The following is a 19,520-nucleotide window of genomic DNA, read 5'->3' on the forward strand; positions in this document are numbered from 1 at the left end:
ACGCGTTTACTCCCCAAGTCAATGGTCCTGGTCAGAGCGTTCGACCACTGTGAACGGGAGTAACCCCTCACGCCGGACAACACCCGGCGGATGAACTCCGCCCACGCATCAGAGCCCGCCCTGAGAAATATCAACGGTCACCCATCTGAAGATCGACCAGGCCGTGAACTGGGATAACGCACCATGAACATTGATCAAAGCGGAGCGGACCAGCGGCGGGTGCACGCTTTTCGGATCCACCACTATTCAGCCTTTACCGCCCTGACCGGCGACTAATCGAATGGTGTTGTAGCCTCGAAGCCGATGCACAGGGGGCGTCACGGCAGCGGTTTCCCGGGGGGCAGAATGGGGATCTTGCGAATTCATTTCACCGCCGATGATCTCACCCGCGTGAGCCTCGCGGGTGAACCCGATCCATTGTGGGAGGTGCTGCTCAGCCGTTTCCGGCTACGTGACCGGGTGCGCCCGGCGGCCTTCACGCCCTGGCTCGCCGAACTCCGCGCCCACCCGGAACGGAACGCGCGGATCAAGGCCGGGGCCCGCTTTCTCGACGTACTCGCCCCGCCGGCGCCGTACTTCCCCGACTTCCTCACCCCGCGTGAGGCGGGTGGCGGCCTCGCGGACGGCCTGGAGGCGATCCTCCGGACCCCGAAGGGCCGACTCGCCGACGAGCTGTGCCTGCTGGCCGCGCGGCACCCCCTGCCGGGGTGGGTTCGCCCTCTGGCCGAGGGGGACGTCACCACGCTCACCGCGCTCTGCGACGGGCTGCGCACCTACTACGAGGCCGCCATCGCCCCGTGTGAGTCGCTCGTCCGCTCCTCGCTCGCCGCCGAGCGCGCGTGCCGGTCCGCGAGCCTGCTCGACGCGGGGGTCGAAGGACTGCTCACCGGGATGTCCCCGCTCATGAGCTGGAAGCCACCAGTGCTGGAGGTCGCCTACGTCGTCGACAAGGAACTGCGACTCGACGGACGCGGCCTGCGGCTCGTGCCGTCCTACTTCTGCCAGCGCGTGCCGGTGTCCTTGGCGGATCCCCGGCTGGAGCCGGTGCTGATCTACCCGATCGAGCATCGGCACCGCTGGAGCTCCGCGACGGCCGGCTGCCGCGACCTGGCAGCCCTTATGGGCAGGAACCGTTCGGCTGTGCTGTCGGCCCTCGACCACTGCACGACCACCACCCAGCTCGCCCGCAGGCTTCAGATCTCGCCCGCCGCGGCGAGCCGCCACACCATGGTGCTCCGCGAGGCCGGGCTGATCGACACCCGCCGCGCCGGTCCCGCCGTCCTGCACTCACTCACGCCGCTCGGAACCGCCCTGCTGGAGGGACGGACGGCCGGGACATAACGGCAACGCCGACGGCCACGTCCGAGGCCTTCTAGATCGCTCCTGGCCGTTTGTATCCCCGCAATCAGCAGAGGCAGGGCCATAATCGTCGACAGCACGCTGACCGATGTTGCTGTCAGAGTTGCTGTCATTCGAATCAAAAACGCCCCGCAGCCGGATGGCTCGGGGCGTTTATGCTGGTCATATGATGTGGTCAGGGGCGGGGTCGAACCGCCGACCTTCCGCTTTTCAGGCGGAGCGATCACCCTGCTCCTCTCGACAGACCCGAGGTCAGAAGGCTGTGGAAGGCTGCTGACGTGTGCTCGCGGTGGCCGATGTTGTCGTCACTGTTGTCGTCAGGTCTACGCATGACACTCGATGATCTCGATGGCTTGGAGTACGTCGGTGGCGACATGATCGGCGCTGTGATCGTGGCCGACCCAAACGCCTCGGTCGATCCAAATCGTACGTAGCCCGGCCTCCTGTCCCCCGCCGATGTCGGCGAGAAGGTTGTCACCGACCATCCATCCCCCGCCTTCGAGGGGCAAACCGCAGCGCTGGGCCGCGACCTTGAACAGCCTGATGTCGGGCTTACGGACTCCTTCGACCCCTGTGTCGACGACGCGCGAATGTTGGTTCTGGATCACTTTTGGTGCCAGGGCCACGGAGGGTCACCGACTCCACGATCATGAGCGGTCGTGACTGACGATCTCCTCCAAGACCTCTGGCTCGGCCATATCCCTGACGTCGCGGTCAACACCCTCACCATCAGCGCCAACCGCGTGACCGTCCACGCCACGACAACCACGGACGGGGCGGCGTGTCCGTCGTGCGGGACGGCCTCGGCCCGGGTGCACAGCAGCTATGTGCGCCGCCTCGATGACAGCGCCGCAGCTCAGCGTCGAGTGGTGATCGAGTTACGGGTCCGCCGGTTCCGCTGTCGGGAACGAGCCTGTGCGCGAACCACCTTCGTTGAGCAGGTGGCCGGTCTGACCTTCCGGCACGGGCGGCGCAGTCAGGGACTGCAGAGCGCGCTGCAGCGACTGGCTCTGATGCTGGCCGGCCGGGCCGGCTCCCGCCTTGCCGATGCCTTCGCCGTCCCGGTGAGCCGCTCCACCCTCCTGAGGCTGATACGCGCGCTGCCCGAGGCTGCCCCCCAAGTCCCACGCGTCCTGGGGATCGACGAGTTCGCCCTGCGCAAAGGCCATGTCTATGCCACGGTCCTAGTCGACATCGAGACCCGCCGTCCGGTCGACCTGCTGCCCGACCGCACCGTCGAGACCGTCCGGTCCTGGCTGGCCCAGCACCCCGGCGTGAAGGTCATCTGCCGCGACCGCTCAGCTTCCTACGCCGAGGCCGCACGACTGGGCGCCCCGGACGCCATCCACGTCGCCGACCGGTTCCACCTGTGGAAAAACCTGGCCGAAGCCGTCGAGAAGACCGTGTTGCACTACCGCGCGCTCCTGCCCGAGCCTGCACCGCCAACCGGTCGGGCCCAGCCTGTGACCCTGCCGCCCGTCACCGTCGAACCACGACGCTCCGGCCGTCTGTCGGACCGCGTCCGTGAACAGCACGCCATCGTCCATGGAATGCTGAAAGACGGCGTCGGCCTACGCACCATCGCCCGCCGGCTCGGGCTGGCCCGTAACACCGTCCGCCGGCTGGCAGGCGCCAAGGACCCCGACGAGCTGCTGGTCGGCCGCTGGACCGGCCGCACCAGCATCCTCGACCCCTTCAAGCCCTACCTCGACCAACGGTTCGCCGAGGGATGCACTGTCGCCCGCCGTCTGTTCGCGGAGATCCAACAGCGTGGATACCCCGGGCAGGAACAGATCGTCCGGCAGTACGTCCACCGGCTCCGCGAAGCGTTTCCGCACCAGGCTCCGCGTCGCCGAACGCCTTCCGTCAGGGATGTCACCAGTTGGATCACTCGCCATCCCGACCGGCTCAAAGCCGACGATGCCCAGCAACTCAAGCAGATCCTCGCCCGCGTCCCGGAACTCGCCCGCACCGCCGAGCATGTCAGAGCCTTCGCCGAGCTGATGAACAACCGCCGCGGCCACAAGCTCAAGGACTGGATCGCACGCGTCCAGCAGGACCAGGTCCCGGCCCTGCGAACCTTCGCCGACGGCCTCGTCCAGGACCTCGACGCGGTCGTCGCCGGGCTCAGCCTGCGCTACAGCTCCGGCGCCGTCGAGGGCCAGAACAACAAGATGCTCAAGCGGCAGATGTTCGGTCGCGCCGGCTTCGAACTCCTGCGCAAGCGCGTCCTGCACTCGGCATGAGGTCCGTGGTTGTCGTGGCGTGGACGGTCACGCGGTTGGCGCTGATGGTGAGGGTGTTGACCGCGACGTCAGGGATATGGCCGAGCCAGAGGTCTTGGAGGAGATCGTCAGTCACGACCGCTCATGATCGTGGAGTCGGTGACCCTCCGTGGCCCTGGCACCAAAAGTGATCCAGAACCAGGATTCAGCCGTCGTCGAGACCCTGAGAGCGCGTAAGCATCAATGACCTCAGCCAGTCCTGTCTGCTGGATCTTGCCGAGCTGGTTGTCCGCAGTGCCATTGGTGATGATCGCCATTTTCCAGCCCGACGCGCGGAGTCGAGACAGCCCGTTCATCACCTCGGGCCCACAGCGGACGAGGTACGGCATGCGCTGGCGGTAGCAGCTCCACAGCTCATCAACCTGCTCCGACAAGGCGAAACGGTCCCGGACTTTGCTGAAGAAAACTTCACGGTGCGGATAGCTGGCCCGATTGAGGGAGATCAACCAGTCAGCCGCTTCGCGCTTCAACCCATGTTCCTTTACGAACTCTCCGACCCACACCTGGAACGCCTCATCCAGGTTGACGAGTGTGTTGTCCAGGTCGAAGAGCGCGAGCCTCTGCACGGCGGCCACCATACCCGCGGGCGTTCCTCTGTTCGCATGTACGTAAATGGCGAAATCACAAGGTCATCCGGTGACAAGGAGACCCGTACAGCAGGGCCGTCAGGCCCGAGGACACACCGGAAGCCCCCGCGGAAGCACAAAGAGCACCGCTTAGGAGAGCGGTGACGGGTCTGGCGGGCTTATCTGGCCCGAGGTGCGTGAACGCGGGGCGCATTCCGCAGTGCTCGCAAGATCATCCCGCACATGTCCCGTGGGAAGGCCAGCGCCGCGGCGTCTACGGAAAAGACGTCACTGGCTATTCAAGATCGTCCCATGTCCAGGCAGCGGCGGCGGTCATGTCCGGCTCCAGCCCGAACCGGAACCGCTCCCTATGATCACCAATGTTCATGAAATGATCGAATTGGCCTGCACCGGCGGCCCGCTCGGCCAATGCAACGGCTTGGTCGTGAGCTCCAATCCCCCGCAACCTGCTCAGTAGTTCGCCTACCTCGTCTACATCATCGAGCGCGACATGGGCAGCGACCCGCTCGGCTAACACGGTGACCTGCTCGTCTGCCCCCACTTTCCGCAGTCCATCAAGCAGTCCGCCTACCTCGTCTACATAATCGAGCGCGACATGGGCAGCGACCCGCTCGGCCAACACTGCAACCTGCTCATACACCCCGACCTCCCACAGTTCGTTCAGCAGGCCGCTCAACCCGTACGGGTTATCGAGGTCAACATGGGCCGCGGCCCGTTCGGCTAGCACGATGACCTGCTCGTCTGTCCCCACCCTCCACAGACTGTCCAGCAGGCCGCCCAGGCCGTACGGGTCATCTAGGTCAACATGGGACGCAGCCCGCTCGGCTAACACGGTGACCTGCTCGTACGCCCCAATTTCCCACAGCCTGTACAGCAGCCACCCCACCTCGTCAGGGCCATCAAGGGTGACATGGGTAGCGGGGTTACGGGCCAGCAGTGCAGTGACCTGATCATGTGCCTCAACCTGGCGCAGCCCATCCAGCAACACGCCCAAGCCATCTGGGTCATCAAGGGCGACGTGGGTAGCGGGGTTACGGGCCAGCAGTGCAGTGATTTGATCATGTGCCTCAACCTGGCGCAGCCCAGCCAGTACCCGGTTTACGTCATCCGGATCATCGAGGTCAACATGGGCGACGGCTCGCTCGGCCAACATGCTGACCTGCTCGTATGCTCCAACCTGGCGCAACTCATCCAGCAACACGCCCACGCCATCTGTGTCATCGAAGGTGGCATGGGCGACGGCCCGCTCCGCCAATACGCTGACCTGCTCATGCGCCCCGACCTTCTGCAGGCTGCTCAGCAACACGCCCACGCCATCTGTGTCATCGAAGGTGGCATGGGCGACGGCCCGCTCGGCCAACACGGTGACCTGCTCATGTGCCCCCACCTTCTGCAGGCTGTCCAACAATTCGCCCACGCTGTACGGGCTGTCCAGAGCGACATGGATGGCGGGATCACAAGCCAGCAGTGTGGTGATCTGCTCATGTGCCCCGACTTTCTGCAGGCTGTCCAGCAACACGCCCACGCCATCTGTGTCATCGAAGGTGGCATGGGCGACGGCCCGCTCGGCCAACACGGTGACCTGCTCATGTGCCCCCACCTTCTGCAGGCTGTCCAACAATTCGCCCACGCTGTACGGGCTGTCCAGAGCGACATGGATGGCGGGATCACAAGCCAGCAGTGTGGTGATCTGCTCATGTGCCCCGACTTTCTGCAGGCTGTCCAGCAACACGCCCACGCCATCTGTGTCATCGAAGGTGGCATGGGCGACGGCCCGCTCGGCCAACACGGTGACCTGCTCATGTGCCCCGACCTTCTGCAGGCTGTCCAGCACGCGCACCACGCCATGGGGGTTGTCGAGGGCGACATGCGCAGCGGCCCGCTCGGCCAACACGGTGACCTGCTCATGTGCCCCTATCTGGTGCAGCCCATCCAGCAGTTCGCCCACGCCAGCTGGGTCGTCGAGGCCAACATGGGCGGCGGGGCCACGGGCCAGCAGTGCGGTGACCTGCTCATGTGCCCCAACCTGGCGCAGCCCATCCAGCAGCTCGCCCACGCCAGCTGGGTCGTCGAGGATGACGTGAGCAGTGGCCCAGTTTGCGGCCCGGGGGTCGGCTGGGTGCAGCGCGTGCAGATGGTCGACCAGAGCAGCGGCGGCATAGGGCTCACCGTGGGCGGTGGCGTATTTATGGAGCTGAGCGGAGTCCACGGTACAGACCACGATTCCAGGCGGCGTCTCCCAGGGCTCTCAGGTCGCTAGGATGTGCATGAGCTGCGGCAGCAGTCCAGAAATCGATCGGCGGAATCTGTTCGGCGCGGTGGGTGTGGCCGTACTGGTCTATGTAGTCGGCTAGCCGATATACCGGTCCGCGCTTGGTTGCGGGCTGAAGTCCAGGGGCCCCTCGGCGGCGATTACGGAGGGCCGCGGCCTTGGCCGGGGTAAGGATTCCGGGGATGCCGTTGCAGGGGGTCGCGGTGTAGTTCAACGCCTGTTCGAACCAATCCTCGCTGGTCTGCTCCCACTCACGGTTGGTCAGATACCCCGGGGCGGCGCCGACCAGCAGCGCCAGCGGAAGGCGCGGCCCGCACCCCAACCGGCGGGCATCCATCGCCGCGTGAATCAGCGCCCGGGTGGCTGGCGGAGCGCCTCGATAGCGATCCACCAGCACCGGGACCCCGGCCAGGTACTGGGTGATCTGACCGTTGCCCGCGTACTTGGCGGCTTGTCGCAGTCGCGGATCATATGCGGAGTGAATGGCCAAGGCATCGAGGTCAGTGCCGGCGAAAGTCTCCGGCACCCAGATGTTGTGCCCGGTTAGGAGCGCCCGTGCCTGGGAGTGCACATCGGGATGGCTGATTGTGGTCAAGGTTCCCCAGTGGTCGGGCCACACGGTGGCCAGCACCAGCACCGGCCTCCGGCTGGCATCGCGCAGGAGTTCCCGAAGACCGGCGGCCACACGTTCACCCAGGGCGGGGTCGGCCAGGTAGAACTGGGCCTCGTTCAACCACACGACCGTGTAAGGCTCGATCCGCCCTAGATCGGCCAGTGCCGCATCTGGACGAGTTGGGTCGATCGGGTGCCATAGCCACCACCCGCCGGTCTTGCGCAGCGGCTGCAAAGCCTCCCAACAGGCGCGGGTCTTACCGGTTGAGGACCTACCGACCAGCACCGCGATCGCGCTGTGCCCGTCCAGGGCGGCCTGCACGGCCCGCGCCAGCTCGTGGTCGTGTTCGCGCGGCACGTACGCTGGAAGCTGCGGCAGACTGGCCGTAGCCGACTCGATGGCGTGGTGCACCTCCAATGCGAACGGATCGGTTACCTGGGTCAGGGGCCTGCCCGGACGCACACGTCCCGGTGTCGTCCCCCTCATCGTCTCGGTTCCCGCCGCCACCGCACTGCCCATCGGCGGGTAGTGATGATGAATGTGCTGGTCTCCGCCGACCTGGTTGACATAGCTCCGACCGAAGGCTTTGGCGTCCTGTGACACCATGCCCGGGTTCTGTGCATGGCCGGTCATGGCTGGGTTGAAGGGTCCGGGTTCTGGTCGCCGCCGATCTGGGTGACCGACCCACCCTCAGACGCCGTGCCGTGCTGCGCCATGCGGTCCGGGGCAGCGCCAACTGTTGGACCGTTGGCAGGTACTTGGTGCCCACCGATCTGGGTCACCCGGCCGTAGCCTGACGCCGTGGCTCGCTGCGACACCTGTCTACTCACAGCGGATGGTGCGGCCAGTCCGTACACCGCCACTGCCAGTCCGGCCACGGCTACCAGCGCCCCGACCACGCTGGCGAGCTTGTCGGCGTTTTCCAGCCCCACGGTCGCGAAGTAGACGCTTAAACCGGTAACTGCCAGGACCGTCACCCCGGCCCCTGCCCAGACCTGCACACGTCCCGCCATAACCGCCATCATCGGCCATTACCGTGACTACGCACAGCCAATCCCATAAAGGGAGCGAAGCACGTAGCCGCGATCGGGATCCCTGACTTCCTGCTGCAAACGGGAGCCAGTCACGACGTAGATGGCTCCTGGCGCTGCTCAATCGGCAGATGACGAGCGGTGCAGTGTGCTCGCGTAAGGCAGTGTTGCTGTACGGATTGCTGTACAGCAGTTTGCCCGGACCGACGAGTGCCGGCGCTCCGTATTTATCACGGGGTCGGATGCGCGACGGGGTATGCGTCCGAAAACGGCCCCACCTGGGCGAGGAGACTCCGCGAGTACCACCTGTTGGCGGCGCGACGATCACTGCAGTGGCGCGCAAGACCAACGGTTGGTAGGAGGCCCGTCCAGCGACACCCCCGTTCGCCGCCTCCTCTTCCGTCTGACCCTCCCACCGACGCGCTATAGGGCCTGGCCAGACTTTTTCGGCAGTCACTTAATCCAGTATTCGGACGGGTTTTGAGACATGTCTCGGTCACCTCAACGGCATCGGTGTGTTGCGCGCTGGCATGTTGCGTAGAGTTAAGCGGACTATCCCGGCGTCAGCGGAGAGCACCATGGCGGAGAACGGTCCAGTCGTGAGCAAGTCGAAAGACTTCTTCATAACCTTCAACGGGAAGGATGAGGGCTGGGCGACGTGGATCGCCGCAGCGCTAGAGACCGCTGGATACACAACCACCATTCAAATATGGGATTTCCGTCCTGGGGACAATTTTATGGCGGAGATGGACCACGCGTTGGCGACCTGCCAGCGTACTCTAGGCGTGCTCTCGCCTAACTATCTCGCTTCTCTCTTCACCCGAGCGGAGTGGACAGCGGCCTATCGCCAGACGTTACTCGGGGGAAAGCGACGGTTCATTCCGGTGAGGGTTGCTGCATGTGACGTGGCCCCGCTGCTCGGGCCGTTGGTCTACGTCGACCTGGTAGGCGTAGAGGAGAACGAGGCTCGCGATCGACTGCTGGCCGGCGTCGCCGACTCGGTGAGTCGATCCCCACGTGACCCCCGATTCCCAGGCGCTTCGGACCGTTGACTCCTGAAGAGAAGCAGGCCACGCGGCGGAGCCCAGGAGATTCTGTGTCGGATACCGAATACACCGCAGAATTTTTCGTCAGTCATGCGGACACTGACGTGCAGTGGGCGGAGTGGATCGCGTTCGAACTGGAAAGCGCCGGATATGGAGTGATCCTCAAGGCGTGGGATATCCGGCCTGGGGACAATCGTCTCGACAAGATTGATGAGGCGCTGTCCACCTGCCGCCACACCCTCTACGTTCTGTCTGCCGAGCATGATGCAGAAGTGGCGGCTCGTACCGCCGCTCAGTACCTAGGACTTCAGGGCAGGGAACGAGCCCTGATTCCCGTCCGCGTGGACGACGGCGGTGGCGACGTTTCGCCGTCGATAGGGGCACTCGTGCCGATCGACCTCCGGGATGTGGACGACGAGGATGAGGCCCGGCGCCGACTGCTGGCCGGGGTGGCCGAGCGCGCGGAGCGGGTCGCACGAGCCGGCTTCCCCAACAGGTCTGGGAAGCGGGTCCGGTTTCCCGGTGCCGAGCAGGAGGTGTGCGAACTTCGCGGGCACCGCCCAGACCCGCGTTTTACCGGACGCGATGACATGATGGCGGATTTGTATCGCGCCCTGCGGGCGAACCGCTCGACCTCCACCGTCCAGGCGATCACTGGCCTGGGTGGGCTGGGTAAGACCCAGGTTGCCGTCGAATACGCTTTTCGACACGGTATTGCCTACGACTTGGTGTGGTGGGTGCGGGCCGAGGATCCGTCCACGTTGCGGGGAGACTACGCCGAGCTCGCCACGGAGTTGGGTCTGCCGTTCGAGCAGGATGACCAGGCGATAGCGGCGCTTCGCCAGGCACTGCGCCGCCGTAATAACTGGCTGCTGATCTTCGACAACGCCGAGGACCCCGACGAGCTCTTACCGCTGCTTCCTGAGCGGCACACGGGGCATGTGCTCATCACCTCCCGGCGGCCGGAATGGCCCCATGCGGAACTCCGGCACCTCGACGTTCTCCCCGTCCCCGCCGCGGTGGAATATCTGCGGCATTGGGGAAGGGTATCCAGCGCTGACACGGCAAAGGACCTCGCGGACGCCCTGGGATGTCTGCCTCTGGCGCTGGAACAGGCGGCGAGCGTCATCGCGGACGGAATGGCCGCCACCGACTACCTCGACCAACTCCACAAGCAGTCGCCGGAACTCTTCATGCAGGGACGAACCGGAAACCACCAGGCGACGATCGCGTCCACGTGGCGGGTGTCCTTCGACCGCCTGGCCGACCGGTCCCCGGCCGCCGTGGCCCTGTTCCGCCTCGCTGCTTTCCTCGGGGCCGAGGCGATCCCTCTGGACCGGCTCGTTCCGGTACCAGGCATGCCTGCCGAGTTGGCCGAGGCGCTGACGGACCCATTCCGCCGTACCGAGGCCACGAAGGCCCTCCGGGAGTACTCCCTGGCCAAGACCGGTGACGGCCTCATGTCGATCCATCGAATGGTGCAAGCCGTCACTCGCACCGAACTCGCTGCGGACGAGTCCCGCTGGGCAGCGTTTGCGCTCGCGACAATGAGCACCGCGTTTCCCAATGAGGTAGGCGATCCCGCATCTTGGCCGACCTGCGAAACGATGCTCGCCCACGCTCTCTCAAGCGCACAGCACGCCCGGCGGCTCGGCGTCGACATCGCCGGAACGATCGACCTGCTGGACCGGGTCGGGCGATATCTCCTGGCCCGGGGAAGGTCGGACCGGGCGGCTGCGGTCGTCGAGGACGCGCTGAAGTCGGCCAAGCAGCTTCCCACCGACGCCCTGGAGTATCTCCGCTGCCGCAACACCCAGGGGCTGATTCTGCTGAGTCAAGGCGACCATCACAGGGCGCGGCAAGCGCAGGAGGAGGTCTATCAGGCCAGAATCCGGAAGCTCGGGGAGGACAATGTAGAAACCCTGCGCGCTGGCCGAGATTTAGTTGAAGCGCTCTATAGACAAGGTCAATGGGCACAGGCCACTCAATTGCAGAATCGGCTCGTCGAGACATTCACCGCAGCCCTTGGCGCGGACAACCTCGAAACCGTCACCGCCTCGGCTTACCAGGCAACTCTCCTCCGTAGCGCCGGACAGTACCAACGGACTCGCAACCTGGAGGAGCGGGTACTGGAGGCACGTCGCAGACTCCTCGGCGAGGAACACCCCGACACCCTCAACGCGATCGCCAACCTCGCCACCACCCTGCACTCACAAGGCGAGTACGACCGCGCCCACACCCTCGAAGAACAGGTCCTTGACGCCCGCCGCCGTCTCCTCGGCGAGGAACACCCCCACACCCTCAACGCGATCGCCAACCTCGCCATCACCCTGCACTCACAAGGCGAGTACGACCGCGCCCACACCATGGCAGAACAGGTCCTTGACGCCCACCGCCGTCTCCTCGGCGAGGAACACCCCCACACCCTCGACGCGATCGCCGGCCTCGCCACCATCCTTTACTCACAAGGCGAGTACGACCGCGCCCGCACCCTCGAAGAACAGGTCCTTGACGCCCGCCGCCGTCTCCTCGGCGAGGAACACCCCGACACCCTCAACGCGATCGCCAACCTCGCCACCATCCTTTACTCACAAGGCGAGTACGACCGCGCCCACACCATGGCAGAACAGGTCCTTGACGCCCACCGCCGTCTCCTCGGCGAGGAACACCCCCACACCCTCAACGCGATCGCCGGCCTCGCCACCACCCTGCACTCACAAGGCGAGTACGACCGCGCCCGCACCATGGCAGAACAGGTCCTTGACGCCCGCCGCCGTCTCCTCGGCGAGGAACACCCCCAAACCCTCAACGCGATCGCCAACCTCGCCACCACCCTCCACTCACAAGGCGAAACGGCGAAAGCGCACTCCTTACTCTTCGACGCGCTCACTGCCAGTCAGCGGGCCTACGGCAAGAAGAACACGATCACGTCCCATATTGCTTGGAAACTGGTGGGCCTCCTTGGCGCGCCTCATGAAGCGAACAGAAAGAGATCGATCGTCATTGAGAACCTCTCGTGGCTATCGAAGGAACCGCTTAACCGGCTGAGCGGAGAGCAGAAAAGCATCAGGGAGCGCATAAAGCGATTCTTGTTTGGCGGACGCAAGCTGGCCAATCGCCGCCCGTCAAAACGCAAGAAATAGTCTGCCCGTATGGGTCCATCACGCCGTCTCGTCCAAAAGCGTCCGCCTGCTCATGAGCTGAGTCCGCCGGAGTGGCGGGCTGGCAAGCGTGTGGTCGGCATCCCGGCGGCCATCATTCCTGCGCTGACCGATCACCTGCGGGACTTCGTCGCGGACGGTTAGGACGCCTACGTGTTCCTCGGCGTCCGTGGCGGGTGACTACGGGGCGGCAAGTCCGGCGTGAGGCCAAGTGGGCGGACGCGTTGAAAGAGATGGGGCCCAAGTGTCTGCACTTCCACGATCCTCGGCACACGGGCAACACCTCGCCGCGCAGTCGGGGGGCAAATCCGCACAGTGGCACAGCGTATGGGGCTGGTCGCTGGCGACAGCAGTATGCAGACGCGCACCTTGGTGGCTCGGCGGGCCAGGGCGAAGCCCCGGCCCTTCGATCGCCCTTAACTCTGTGAGGTGACCAGCCACAGCGCGATCGCAATCTGTATCAGTGTGACGGCCCACCACTAGCTGAGCCACGACGACCGGAACTCATTGGAACCATCCGAGCGCGAGGAAGTTCTCAACGGCCGTAGTCAGGCGATCTCCGTGACGGGGCTGGCGGGACAGGTAGCAAGTAGCCAACGCCCAGCCGACATGACGAGGAGCGAAGAGAGTGACTCTGACCCTCTTACTGGTGGCCTCTGCCGACCCTCGGGCGCGCGGGGCGGTGCGTGCCCGGACCGGCCGAAGAGCCGCAGCCGGGCACGCTTGCCGACCGGCGCGCCCGGCGGGCCGCGCAGCGGGCCGCCTTTAAAGACATAGAGAAAGTTCTCATCCGCAAGAACGCGGACTCCTGTCCTACCTCGGTTGATGCTTGACGCGGCCGATTCGGTTGATGCTTTACACCTGTCTGGCTGACCTGCCTTGCTGTGTGATCGGTGACGATCATGTGGGAGGTCGGGTTGGCGCTGGTGGAGTTGAGCGTCATGGAGCAGCGGTATCGCGCTGTGCTGGAGGTTCAGGCCGGTTGTCCGGTGACCGAGGTCGCCGAACGGCATGGGGTGTCGCGGCAGTCGGTGCACGCGTGGGTGCGCCGGTATCGCGATGGGGGTCTTGCCGCGTTGGCGGATCGTTCGCATCGTCCCCAGCAGTGCCCGCATCAGACGGCGGGGGCGGTGGAGGCGCTGGTGTGTGAGCTGCGGCGGGCGCATCCGCGGTGGGGGCCGCAGCGGCTGGCGCATGAGCTGGCGGTGCGCGGTGTGGAACCGGTGCCGTCGCTGGCGACGTTGTATCGGATTTTGGTGCGCAACACGTTGATCGTCCCGGGGCGGCGTCGCCGGCCGCGGTCGTCGTATAAGCGCTGGGAGCGCCAGACGGCGATGGAGCTGTGGCAGATGGATGTGATGGGCGGGGTGATGCTGGCCGACGGGCGGGAGCTGAAGCTGGTCACCGGGATCGACGACCATTCCCGGTTCATCGTGATCGCCGAGTTGGTGGTCCGCGCGTCCGGGCGTGCGGTGTGCCGGGCGTTCGCCGCGGCGATGCGAACCTACGGGGTGCCGGAGGAGGTGCTCACCGACAACGGCAAGCAGTTCACCGGCCGGTTCACCAAGCCCCGTGCGACCGAGGTGCTGTTCGAGCGGATCTGCCGGGAGAACGGTGTGACGGTGCGCAACACCAAGCCGCGCTCACCCACCACGACGGGGAAGATCGAGCGCTGGCACAAGACGGTGCGCCAGGAGTTCCTGGCCGCCCACGCGCCGTTTGAGGATCTTGAGCATGCTCAGGCGGCGTTGGATGTCTGGGTGGCCGACTACAACACGGCGCGTCCTCATCAGGCCTTGGACATGGCGACCCCGGCCTCGCGGTTCACCCGGCGCGCTCGCCCGGTGGCGCACCAAGCCGAAGACGAGGCTGCGGACCTGCCGTTGCGCCTTCCTGCCGAATTGGCAGCAGTGCCGCTCGCCGTATCTGGTCGGTCGGTGCCCGAGCCGTCTGCCGAGTCCGTCGTTGTCTGCGCTGCCGGGTCTCCGGTCGCGGTGGAGTTCGACCGCATCGTGCCCGGCAGCGGGAACATGACCGCGGGCAAACGGCAGATCTGGCTGGGCCGGGAGATGGCCGGGCGGCAGGTGACGGTCTGGGTCAACGCGACCACGATGCATCTGTTTCACGCGGGCAAGCTGCTCAAGACCCACCCGGTGATGCTCAGCGACTCCGATTTGGCGCGTTTGCTCGCTCGGGATGGACGACCGGCTCGCCCGGCCCCCGCGGATGCCGTCCCGGTCGGCGAGTTGGCCGCGGACGCGGTCGTGCAGGTCGAGCGGCTGGTCAACGGCGCCGGCTGTGTTGGCTTGGCGGGCAGATTGATCAGTGTCGGTCTGCCGCTGGCCGGCAAGCGGGTCACCTTGCGCATCGACGCCCGGCTGATCCAGGTCCTCGACGAGGGAGTGCTGGTGAAAACCCGGCCCAGTCCTCTCACCCCCGCGCAGCGGGGCCGACTGCACGGTGCCCGCCTGGCCGGGGACCCGCCCGCTGCTCCAGCCGGTCCGCTCCAGGTGCAGCGGGTGGTGTCCAACAGCGGCGGGCTGAAAGTCGCCGGCTGCAAGCTACAGGTCGGCACGATCCACCGCGGCAAAGTCCTCACCGTCATCGTCGACAGCACCCAATTCCACGTCCTGGACCAGGGACAACTGCTGTCGACACACCCCCGGACCGTCATCAAGGAGGTGACCCGGCTCCGCGCGAGCGGCAATATCAACTACAGGAACTAGGCCCAGTGGAAAGCATCAGCCGAAAACGATCAGTCAAGCATCACCTGAGCATTCACAAAGAACGCGGACTCCGATGATCTTGATGCTGTCACGCTTTCGGTGCCTCTGGACTGGTACTTCGCCGGTTGCCCCTGGGTGCTATTCAGCGTCGTGGTTGGGGTCTGGTCAGGCGTTGGTGGACTTGGTGGCGGACGATGCGTTCGGCGAGTTCCTGCGGGGTGTCGGCGGTGAGGGTGGTGGTGCGACCGTGGAGGGCGTGCCAGCGGTAGGTGAAGGGGTTGTAGAGGATGGCCCAGTGGGGGAAGCGGTGGCGGAGGCCTTGTAAGGCTGGTTCTGGGGTGGTCATGGGGTGGGTGGGGGTAGGCGGACCCAGACGATTCGGCCGGCGGCGTCGCCGTTGACTCCCCATGCGGTGGTGAGGGCGGTGATGAGGTGGAGTCCTCGTCCGCCTTCGCGGGTGGGGGTGCGGATGCCGAAGGTGATGGGGCCGCCTTGGTCGGCGATCTCGATGAAGGCGGTGCCGTCGGGGTGATGTTTGACGGTGGTGGTGAAGATTCCGCCGGGTTGTCCGGTGCGGGTGTGCTCGACGGCGTTGGTGGCGAGTTCGCTGGCGATGAGGTCGGCGTCGGGGTGGTCGGGGAGGTGGGTCTTGACGAAGCGGCGGACCGCGCGTACTTGTTCCACTCTTCCGAGGAAGGTCTGGTGCCATTCTTCGGTGCCTTTATGGCTGTTGGTGGGTGCGGTCACGTGGGCTCACCTCGCGATCTAGCAGGTCAGGGCACTGTATCTATGCCTGATACTTAAAGTACGAGTACAGTACTTAGAGTGCAAGCCACTTGCGGTACTTGCCACGCACAATAAGTACTGCTCTGGTAGAGGCTGCGACGAAGGAGGAGTTCATGTTCGGTCTGGTGGTCCGGTTCACCTGTAAGGACGAGGCGAGCGCCGCGGCGTTCGACCAACTGGTCGGCGAGACCATCGAGAAGATCCGCGAGGGTGAGCCGGGGACGCTGGTGTACGCATCGCACCTGGTCGAGGGGCAGCCGCTCCTGCGGATCTTCTACGAGCTGTACCGGGACCGGGCGGCGTTCGACACCCACGAGGAGCAGGAGCACACCCGGCGGTTCCTCGCGGCGCGGGATGAGCTGCTGGCCTCGGTCGAGGTCGACTGGCTGTCGCTCCAGTCCGGTAAGGGAACGGCCGGGTGAGCACCGAATATCAGCGAGCACTGGGCCGGCGCATCGCCCAGGAGCGTAAGCGGCGGGGGCTGTCGCAACCGGAGCTGGCGCGGTTGGTCGACCGGTCGGTGGCGTGGATCTCCCAGGTAGAGCGCGGTGTGCGCAAGGTCGACCGGATGTCGGTCCTGGAGAAGGTCGCCGAGGCTCTGGACATCCCGTTGTCGGAGCTGGCGGCGGAGGCGCCGGTGGTCGCGGCCTCCGTTGAGGAGATCCCGGGAACGGCAAGTCTGCGCCTGGTGCTGTCGGGGGCGCATTCGCTGCGGGCCATGCTGCACTCGGCTCCCGTCCCGGACACCTCCGAGATCAAGCCGCGGGTCGATCGGGCGTGGGAGCTGACGCACGAGAGCCGGTATGTAGAGCTGGCCGACCTTTTGCGCGGGTTGGTGCCTGCGCTGGAGACCGCTGCCCGCTCGGCTCCCGAGGAGCGGCGGGCGGAGCTGTTCCAACTGCTGGCGGCGACCTATCAGGCGTGCTCGGCGGCGCTGGCCAAGCTGGGTGAGCCTGAGGCCGCGTGGATCGCGGCCGACCGGGCGATCGTGGCGGCGGAGCGGGCGGGTAGCCCGTTGCTGATGGCGGCCGGTGCTTTCCGGCTCGGCTTCGTCTTCTTGGGGGCGCGGCACTTCGACCAGGTGGAGGAGACGGCGCGGACGGCTGCTGAGGCGCTGTGGTTCATGGTCGACGAGGGCAAGCCCGAGGCCATGTCGCTGTGGGGTGGCCTGACCTTGCAACGGGCCGTGGCCGCGTCCCGATTGAACGAGGCCGATACCGCCTACCAGCATCTGGCGCGGGCTCGTGAGGTCGCGGAGCGGCTGGGGGAAGGGCGCAACGACTACAACACCGAGTTCGGGCCAGCCAATGTCACGCTTCATGAGGTGGCTGTGGGGGTCGAGCTGGGCGACGCGGGTCACGCGCTTCGGGTCGGGACGGCGGTGGACACCTCGGTGTTGTCTCCCGAGCGGCGTGCCCGGCTTCATGTCGACCTGGCTCGCGCTCACGCGCAGCGTCGTCAGGTCGAAGAGGCGGTGTCCGCGCTGCTGGAGGCTGAGACGATCACGCCTGAGCAGATTAGGAACCACCGAATCACCTACCAGTTGGTGTCCGATTTGCTGACCATGCAAGACCCACCATCCCCTGAGCTGCGGGAACTCGCTGACCGGATCGGAGTGTAGAAAAAGTACGTGCACTAATACTAAAAGTACTAGCAGATACTCGCGGTGCGAGGTAGCGTTTGTGTTGTCGCTGAAGCTTTCCTGGACAGGAGGTAACAGCCCAACGCAAACGCTCTTCTGCGTTTCAGGGCCGAAAACAGAAAGACCGCTCACCCCGGAGCGGAACGGGCCACACATAAAGGTGGCCTGAGCGGGAGACCCCGCCCAGGCCGGATGCGGTCAGCACCCTAGTTGGCGCTTCGATGCTATCGCCTCCGGATTCTGACGGCGCGTGATCTCCCTCGTCCCCCATGCCTGCTCAGCAGGCCGACGAGAGGTGTATTCAGCATGCGCAACATCCCCATCCCGGTCGACGTCTCCCGGCTCCAGTTCATCTGTGTGAAGGCTCCGTGCCCGCGCATCATGAACAAGGAGACCGGCGAGCTCAAGACCGACAAGGCCACCGGCCAGACCGTCTACGAGGTGCTGTTCTCCGTGGAGGACGCCTTCGGAAAGATCGAGCTGGTCAAGATCGGTGTCGTCGGGGAGCCCTCGGTGTTCCCCGGCAACGAGGTCAAGCCTGTCGGCCTGATCGGATATGTGTGGGAACTGTCGGGACGCTGGGGCATCGCCTACCGCGCCTCGACGCTCCTGGCCGCCGTCACCGCGGAGGCTCGCGGTGTCTGACCATCTTCTCCTCACCCTCGGAGTCCTGGCCGCCTCGGCGGCCGGGCTCTGGGCCTGGCGCCGCTGGCACTACCGCTCTTTCTGGCTCTGCCTGGGCTACCCGCTGACCGCCATCACGGTCCGCCTCACCTGGCGCAAGGTGGCCCTCGGCTGCGGCCTGACCAAGAAGCGGCAGCGCTTCTAGTTCACCACCGTCCCCGGACTAATCTCCTCAACCGGCCTGGTCCGCGTCAAACGGCGCCTGCAACGGGTCGCGGTCGACACCAAACCGTGGATGTGGCTGCCCATGCCGACCCGCCACGGCTGGCGCGTCACCATCCGCCTCCTGGAAGGGCAGATCCCCGAGGACTACACCAAGGTCTCCGAACGGCTCGCGCACTCCTGGCGCGTCCACGCCGTACGCGTCTCCTCCACCAAACGCGGGCGCGTCACCCTGGCCGCGACCATCCGCGACCCGCTGGTCCGAATCGACCAACTCCCCATCTCGACCGAACTGCTCAAGGTCACCGTCGGCCGGCTGGAAACCGGTTCCCCCTGGGTCATCGACTTCCGCACCGTCCCGCACTGGCTCAACGCCGGCGCCACCCAATCGGGCAAATCCAACCTCGCCAACGCCCTGATCATCGGACTGTCCCCGCAACCGGTGGCAATGGTCGGCTTCGACCTCAAAGGCGGCGTGGAGTTCACGCCGTACGAACCCCGCCTGTCGGCCCTGGCCACCTCCCGCACCGAATGCGTGAGCCTCCTCGACGACCTGGTCTCGCTGATGGTGGACCGGATGGCCGCCTGCCGCACGGCCGGAGCACGCAACATCTGGCAACTGTCCGGCGCCCAGCGGCCGGTCCCGGTGGTGGTGCTGGTCGACGAGCTGGCAGAGCTGTACCTGATGGCCGACAAATCCGAGAAAGACGAAATCGCCAAGACCTCCACAGCACTCCTACGGGTCGCCCAGCTCGGCCGGGCGTTCGGGATCTACCTGTTCTGCTGCGGCCAAAGGATCGGCTCCGACCTCGGCCCCGGCGTGACCGCGCTGCGCGCACAGTGCTCGGGACGGATCTGCCACCGCGTCAACGATCCCGAAACCGCGACCATGACCCTCGGCGACCTCGACCCCGCGGCCCTGGTCTCCGCACGGGCCATCGCCTCCGAGACCCCCGGCGTCGCGATCGTGGCCGGCCAAGACGGCCAGTGGTACCGGGCGCGCTCCTTCTACGTCTCCGAGCAAGCCGCCGAAGTCGCCACCCGCACCTACGCCGGTCTGACTCCGTCCTGGGCCGAAGTCATGGCCGGTGCCTACTGCGCCGAGTTGAGCGACGCCGACCTCGCCGAGTTCCTCGCCCCTGAAACGGCCGTCCTGGAGGGCTGAG

General features: G+C 65.8%; 17 protein-coding genes and 1 tRNA gene. 10 read left to right on the forward strand and 8 right to left on the reverse strand.

Annotation, left to right across the window (positions count from 1 at the left end; translation table 11 throughout):
* Positions 1 to 354: 354 nt before the first annotated feature.
* The gene (locus NYZ98_RS25865; RefSeq protein ID WP_262845852.1) at positions 355 to 1,341 is read left to right on the forward strand and encodes a winged helix-turn-helix domain-containing protein; all 987 of its coding nucleotides are present in this window, start codon (positions 355 to 357) and stop codon (positions 1,339 to 1,341) included.
* A gap of 190 nt (positions 1,342 to 1,531) precedes the next feature.
* On the opposite strand, the gene NYZ98_RS25870 is transcribed toward NYZ98_RS25865, so the two are convergent.
* Positions 1,532 to 1,606 (reverse strand) — tRNA-Phe (locus NYZ98_RS25870).
* A 76-nt stretch (positions 1,607 to 1,682) separates the two neighbouring features.
* The gene (locus NYZ98_RS25875) at positions 1,683 to 1,985 is read right to left on the reverse strand and encodes an HAD family hydrolase (RefSeq protein ID WP_262845854.1); all 303 of its coding nucleotides are present in this window, start codon (positions 1,983 to 1,985) and stop codon (positions 1,683 to 1,685) included.
* Between the two features lie 33 nt (positions 1,986 to 2,018).
* On the opposite strand from NYZ98_RS25875, the gene NYZ98_RS25880 reads away from it, so the two are divergent.
* Positions 2,019 to 3,605 (forward strand): ISL3 family transposase, encoded by a 1,587-nt coding sequence (locus NYZ98_RS25880; protein ID WP_262845856.1) that lies wholly within the window; start codon positions 2,019 to 2,021, stop codon positions 3,603 to 3,605.
* Positions 3,606 to 3,712: 107 nt separating this feature from the next.
* Here NYZ98_RS25880 and NYZ98_RS25885 read toward each other — a convergent pair whose 3' ends face one another.
* The 4 genes from NYZ98_RS25885 to NYZ98_RS25900 all read right to left on the reverse strand — a co-directional run bounded on the left by NYZ98_RS25885 (position 3,713) and on the right by NYZ98_RS25900 (position 8,129).
* Positions 3,713 to 4,222, reverse strand: coding sequence for an HAD family hydrolase (locus NYZ98_RS25885; RefSeq protein ID WP_262845858.1), 510 nt, complete (start codon positions 4,220 to 4,222; stop codon positions 3,713 to 3,715).
* A gap of 283 nt (positions 4,223 to 4,505) precedes the next feature.
* Positions 4,506 to 6,440: a hypothetical protein gene (locus tag NYZ98_RS25890; protein ID WP_262845860.1), complete on the reverse strand. Its 1,935-nt coding sequence runs from the start codon at positions 6,438 to 6,440 to the stop codon at positions 4,506 to 4,508.
* Positions 6,418 to 7,749 (reverse strand): ATP-binding protein, encoded by a 1,332-nt coding sequence (locus tag NYZ98_RS25895; RefSeq protein ID WP_262845862.1) that lies wholly within the window; start codon positions 7,747 to 7,749, stop codon positions 6,418 to 6,420. Before NYZ98_RS25895 ends, NYZ98_RS25890 begins: the two co-directional genes overlap by 23 nt.
* Positions 7,746 to 8,129 carry a hypothetical protein gene (locus NYZ98_RS25900; protein WP_262845864.1) on the reverse strand — a complete coding sequence of 128 codons (384 nt, stop codon included), beginning with the start codon at positions 8,127 to 8,129 and terminating at the stop codon, positions 7,746 to 7,748. The genes NYZ98_RS25895 and NYZ98_RS25900 overlap by 4 nt, the downstream gene beginning before the upstream one ends.
* A 596-nt stretch (positions 8,130 to 8,725) precedes the next feature.
* On the opposite strand from NYZ98_RS25900, the gene NYZ98_RS25905 reads away from it, so the two are divergent.
* The 3 genes from NYZ98_RS25905 (at position 8,726) to NYZ98_RS25915 (ending at position 15,080) form a co-directional block, all read left to right on the forward strand.
* Positions 8,726 to 9,199 carry a toll/interleukin-1 receptor domain-containing protein gene (locus tag NYZ98_RS25905; RefSeq protein WP_262845865.1) on the forward strand — a complete coding sequence of 158 codons (474 nt, stop codon included), beginning with the start codon at positions 8,726 to 8,728 and terminating at the stop codon, positions 9,197 to 9,199.
* A 44-nt stretch (positions 9,200 to 9,243) separates the two neighbouring features.
* Positions 9,244 to 12,336 (forward strand): FxSxx-COOH system tetratricopeptide repeat protein, encoded by a 3,093-nt coding sequence (gene fxsT, locus NYZ98_RS25910; RefSeq protein ID WP_262845867.1) that lies wholly within the window; start codon positions 9,244 to 9,246, stop codon positions 12,334 to 12,336.
* Positions 12,337 to 13,286: 950 nt separating this feature from the next.
* Positions 13,287 to 15,080 carry an IS481 family transposase gene (locus NYZ98_RS25915; protein ID WP_262845909.1) on the forward strand — a complete coding sequence of 598 codons (1,794 nt, stop codon included), beginning with the start codon at positions 13,287 to 13,289 and terminating at the stop codon, positions 15,078 to 15,080.
* A gap of 142 nt (positions 15,081 to 15,222) precedes the next feature.
* On the opposite strand, the gene NYZ98_RS25920 is transcribed toward NYZ98_RS25915, so the two are convergent.
* Positions 15,223 to 15,426, reverse strand: coding sequence for a hypothetical protein (locus tag NYZ98_RS25920; RefSeq protein WP_262845868.1), 204 nt, complete (start codon positions 15,424 to 15,426; stop codon positions 15,223 to 15,225).
* On the reverse strand, positions 15,423 to 15,827 hold the full coding sequence (locus NYZ98_RS25925; protein WP_262845870.1) for an ATP-binding protein: 405 nt from the start codon (positions 15,825 to 15,827) through the stop codon (positions 15,423 to 15,425). The genes NYZ98_RS25920 and NYZ98_RS25925 overlap by 4 nt, the downstream gene beginning before the upstream one ends.
* A gap of 152 nt (positions 15,828 to 15,979) precedes the next feature.
* On the opposite strand from NYZ98_RS25925, the gene NYZ98_RS25930 reads away from it, so the two are divergent.
* The 5 genes from NYZ98_RS25930 to NYZ98_RS25950 all read left to right on the forward strand — a co-directional run bounded on the left by NYZ98_RS25930 (position 15,980) and on the right by NYZ98_RS25950 (position 19,519).
* Positions 15,980 to 16,288, forward strand: coding sequence for a putative quinol monooxygenase (locus tag NYZ98_RS25930; protein WP_262845872.1), 309 nt, complete (start codon positions 15,980 to 15,982; stop codon positions 16,286 to 16,288).
* Positions 16,285 to 17,487: a helix-turn-helix domain-containing protein gene (locus NYZ98_RS25935; protein ID WP_262845874.1), complete on the forward strand. Its 1,203-nt coding sequence runs from the start codon at positions 16,285 to 16,287 to the stop codon at positions 17,485 to 17,487. The genes NYZ98_RS25930 and NYZ98_RS25935 overlap by 4 nt, the downstream gene beginning before the upstream one ends.
* A 327-nt stretch (positions 17,488 to 17,814) precedes the next feature.
* Entirely contained in the window at positions 17,815 to 18,153 is a 339-nt protein-coding gene (locus tag NYZ98_RS25940; RefSeq protein WP_262845876.1) for an SCO3933 family regulatory protein, read from the forward strand.
* The gene (locus NYZ98_RS25945) at positions 18,146 to 18,337 is read left to right on the forward strand and encodes a hypothetical protein (protein ID WP_262845878.1); all 192 of its coding nucleotides are present in this window, start codon (positions 18,146 to 18,148) and stop codon (positions 18,335 to 18,337) included. Before NYZ98_RS25940 ends, NYZ98_RS25945 begins: the two co-directional genes overlap by 8 nt.
* 102 nt (positions 18,338 to 18,439) lie before the next feature.
* Positions 18,440 to 19,519 carry an FtsK/SpoIIIE domain-containing protein gene (locus tag NYZ98_RS25950; protein WP_262845880.1) on the forward strand — a complete coding sequence of 360 codons (1,080 nt, stop codon included), beginning with the start codon at positions 18,440 to 18,442 and terminating at the stop codon, positions 19,517 to 19,519.
* Position 19,520 lies beyond the last annotated feature (1 nt).

Source organism: Sphaerisporangium corydalis, assembly GCF_025506355.1.
GTDB lineage: Bacteria > Actinomycetota > Actinomycetes > Streptosporangiales > Streptosporangiaceae > Sphaerisporangium > Sphaerisporangium corydalis.

Bases quoted from the DNA above. Each gene is read 5' to 3' on its own strand.
- NYZ98_RS25905 (WP_262845865.1), top strand. From the start codon at position 8,726: ATGGCGGAGAACGGTCCAGTCGTGAGCAAGTCGAAAGACTTCTTCATA.
- NYZ98_RS25930 (WP_262845872.1), top strand. From the start codon at position 15,980: ATGTTCGGTCTGGTGGTCCGGTTCACCTGTAAGGACGAGGCGAGCGCC.
- NYZ98_RS25950 (WP_262845880.1), top strand. From the start codon at position 18,440: ATGCCGACCCGCCACGGCTGGCGCGTCACCATCCGCCTCCTGGAAGGG.
- NYZ98_RS25900 (WP_262845864.1), bottom strand. From the start codon at position 8,129: ATGGCGGGACGTGTGCAGGTCTGGGCAGGGGCCGGGGTGACGGTCCTG.
- NYZ98_RS25895 (WP_262845862.1), bottom strand. From the start codon at position 7,749: ATGACCGGCCATGCACAGAACCCGGGCATGGTGTCACAGGACGCCAAA.
- NYZ98_RS25885 (WP_262845858.1), bottom strand. From the start codon at position 4,222: ATGGTGGCCGCCGTGCAGAGGCTCGCGCTCTTCGACCTGGACAACACA.
- NYZ98_RS25940 (WP_262845876.1), top strand. From the start codon at position 17,815: ATGCGCAACATCCCCATCCCGGTCGACGTCTCCCGGCTCCAGTTCATC.
- NYZ98_RS25920 (WP_262845868.1), bottom strand. From the start codon at position 15,426: ATGACCACCCCAGAACCAGCCTTACAAGGCCTCCGCCACCGCTTCCCC.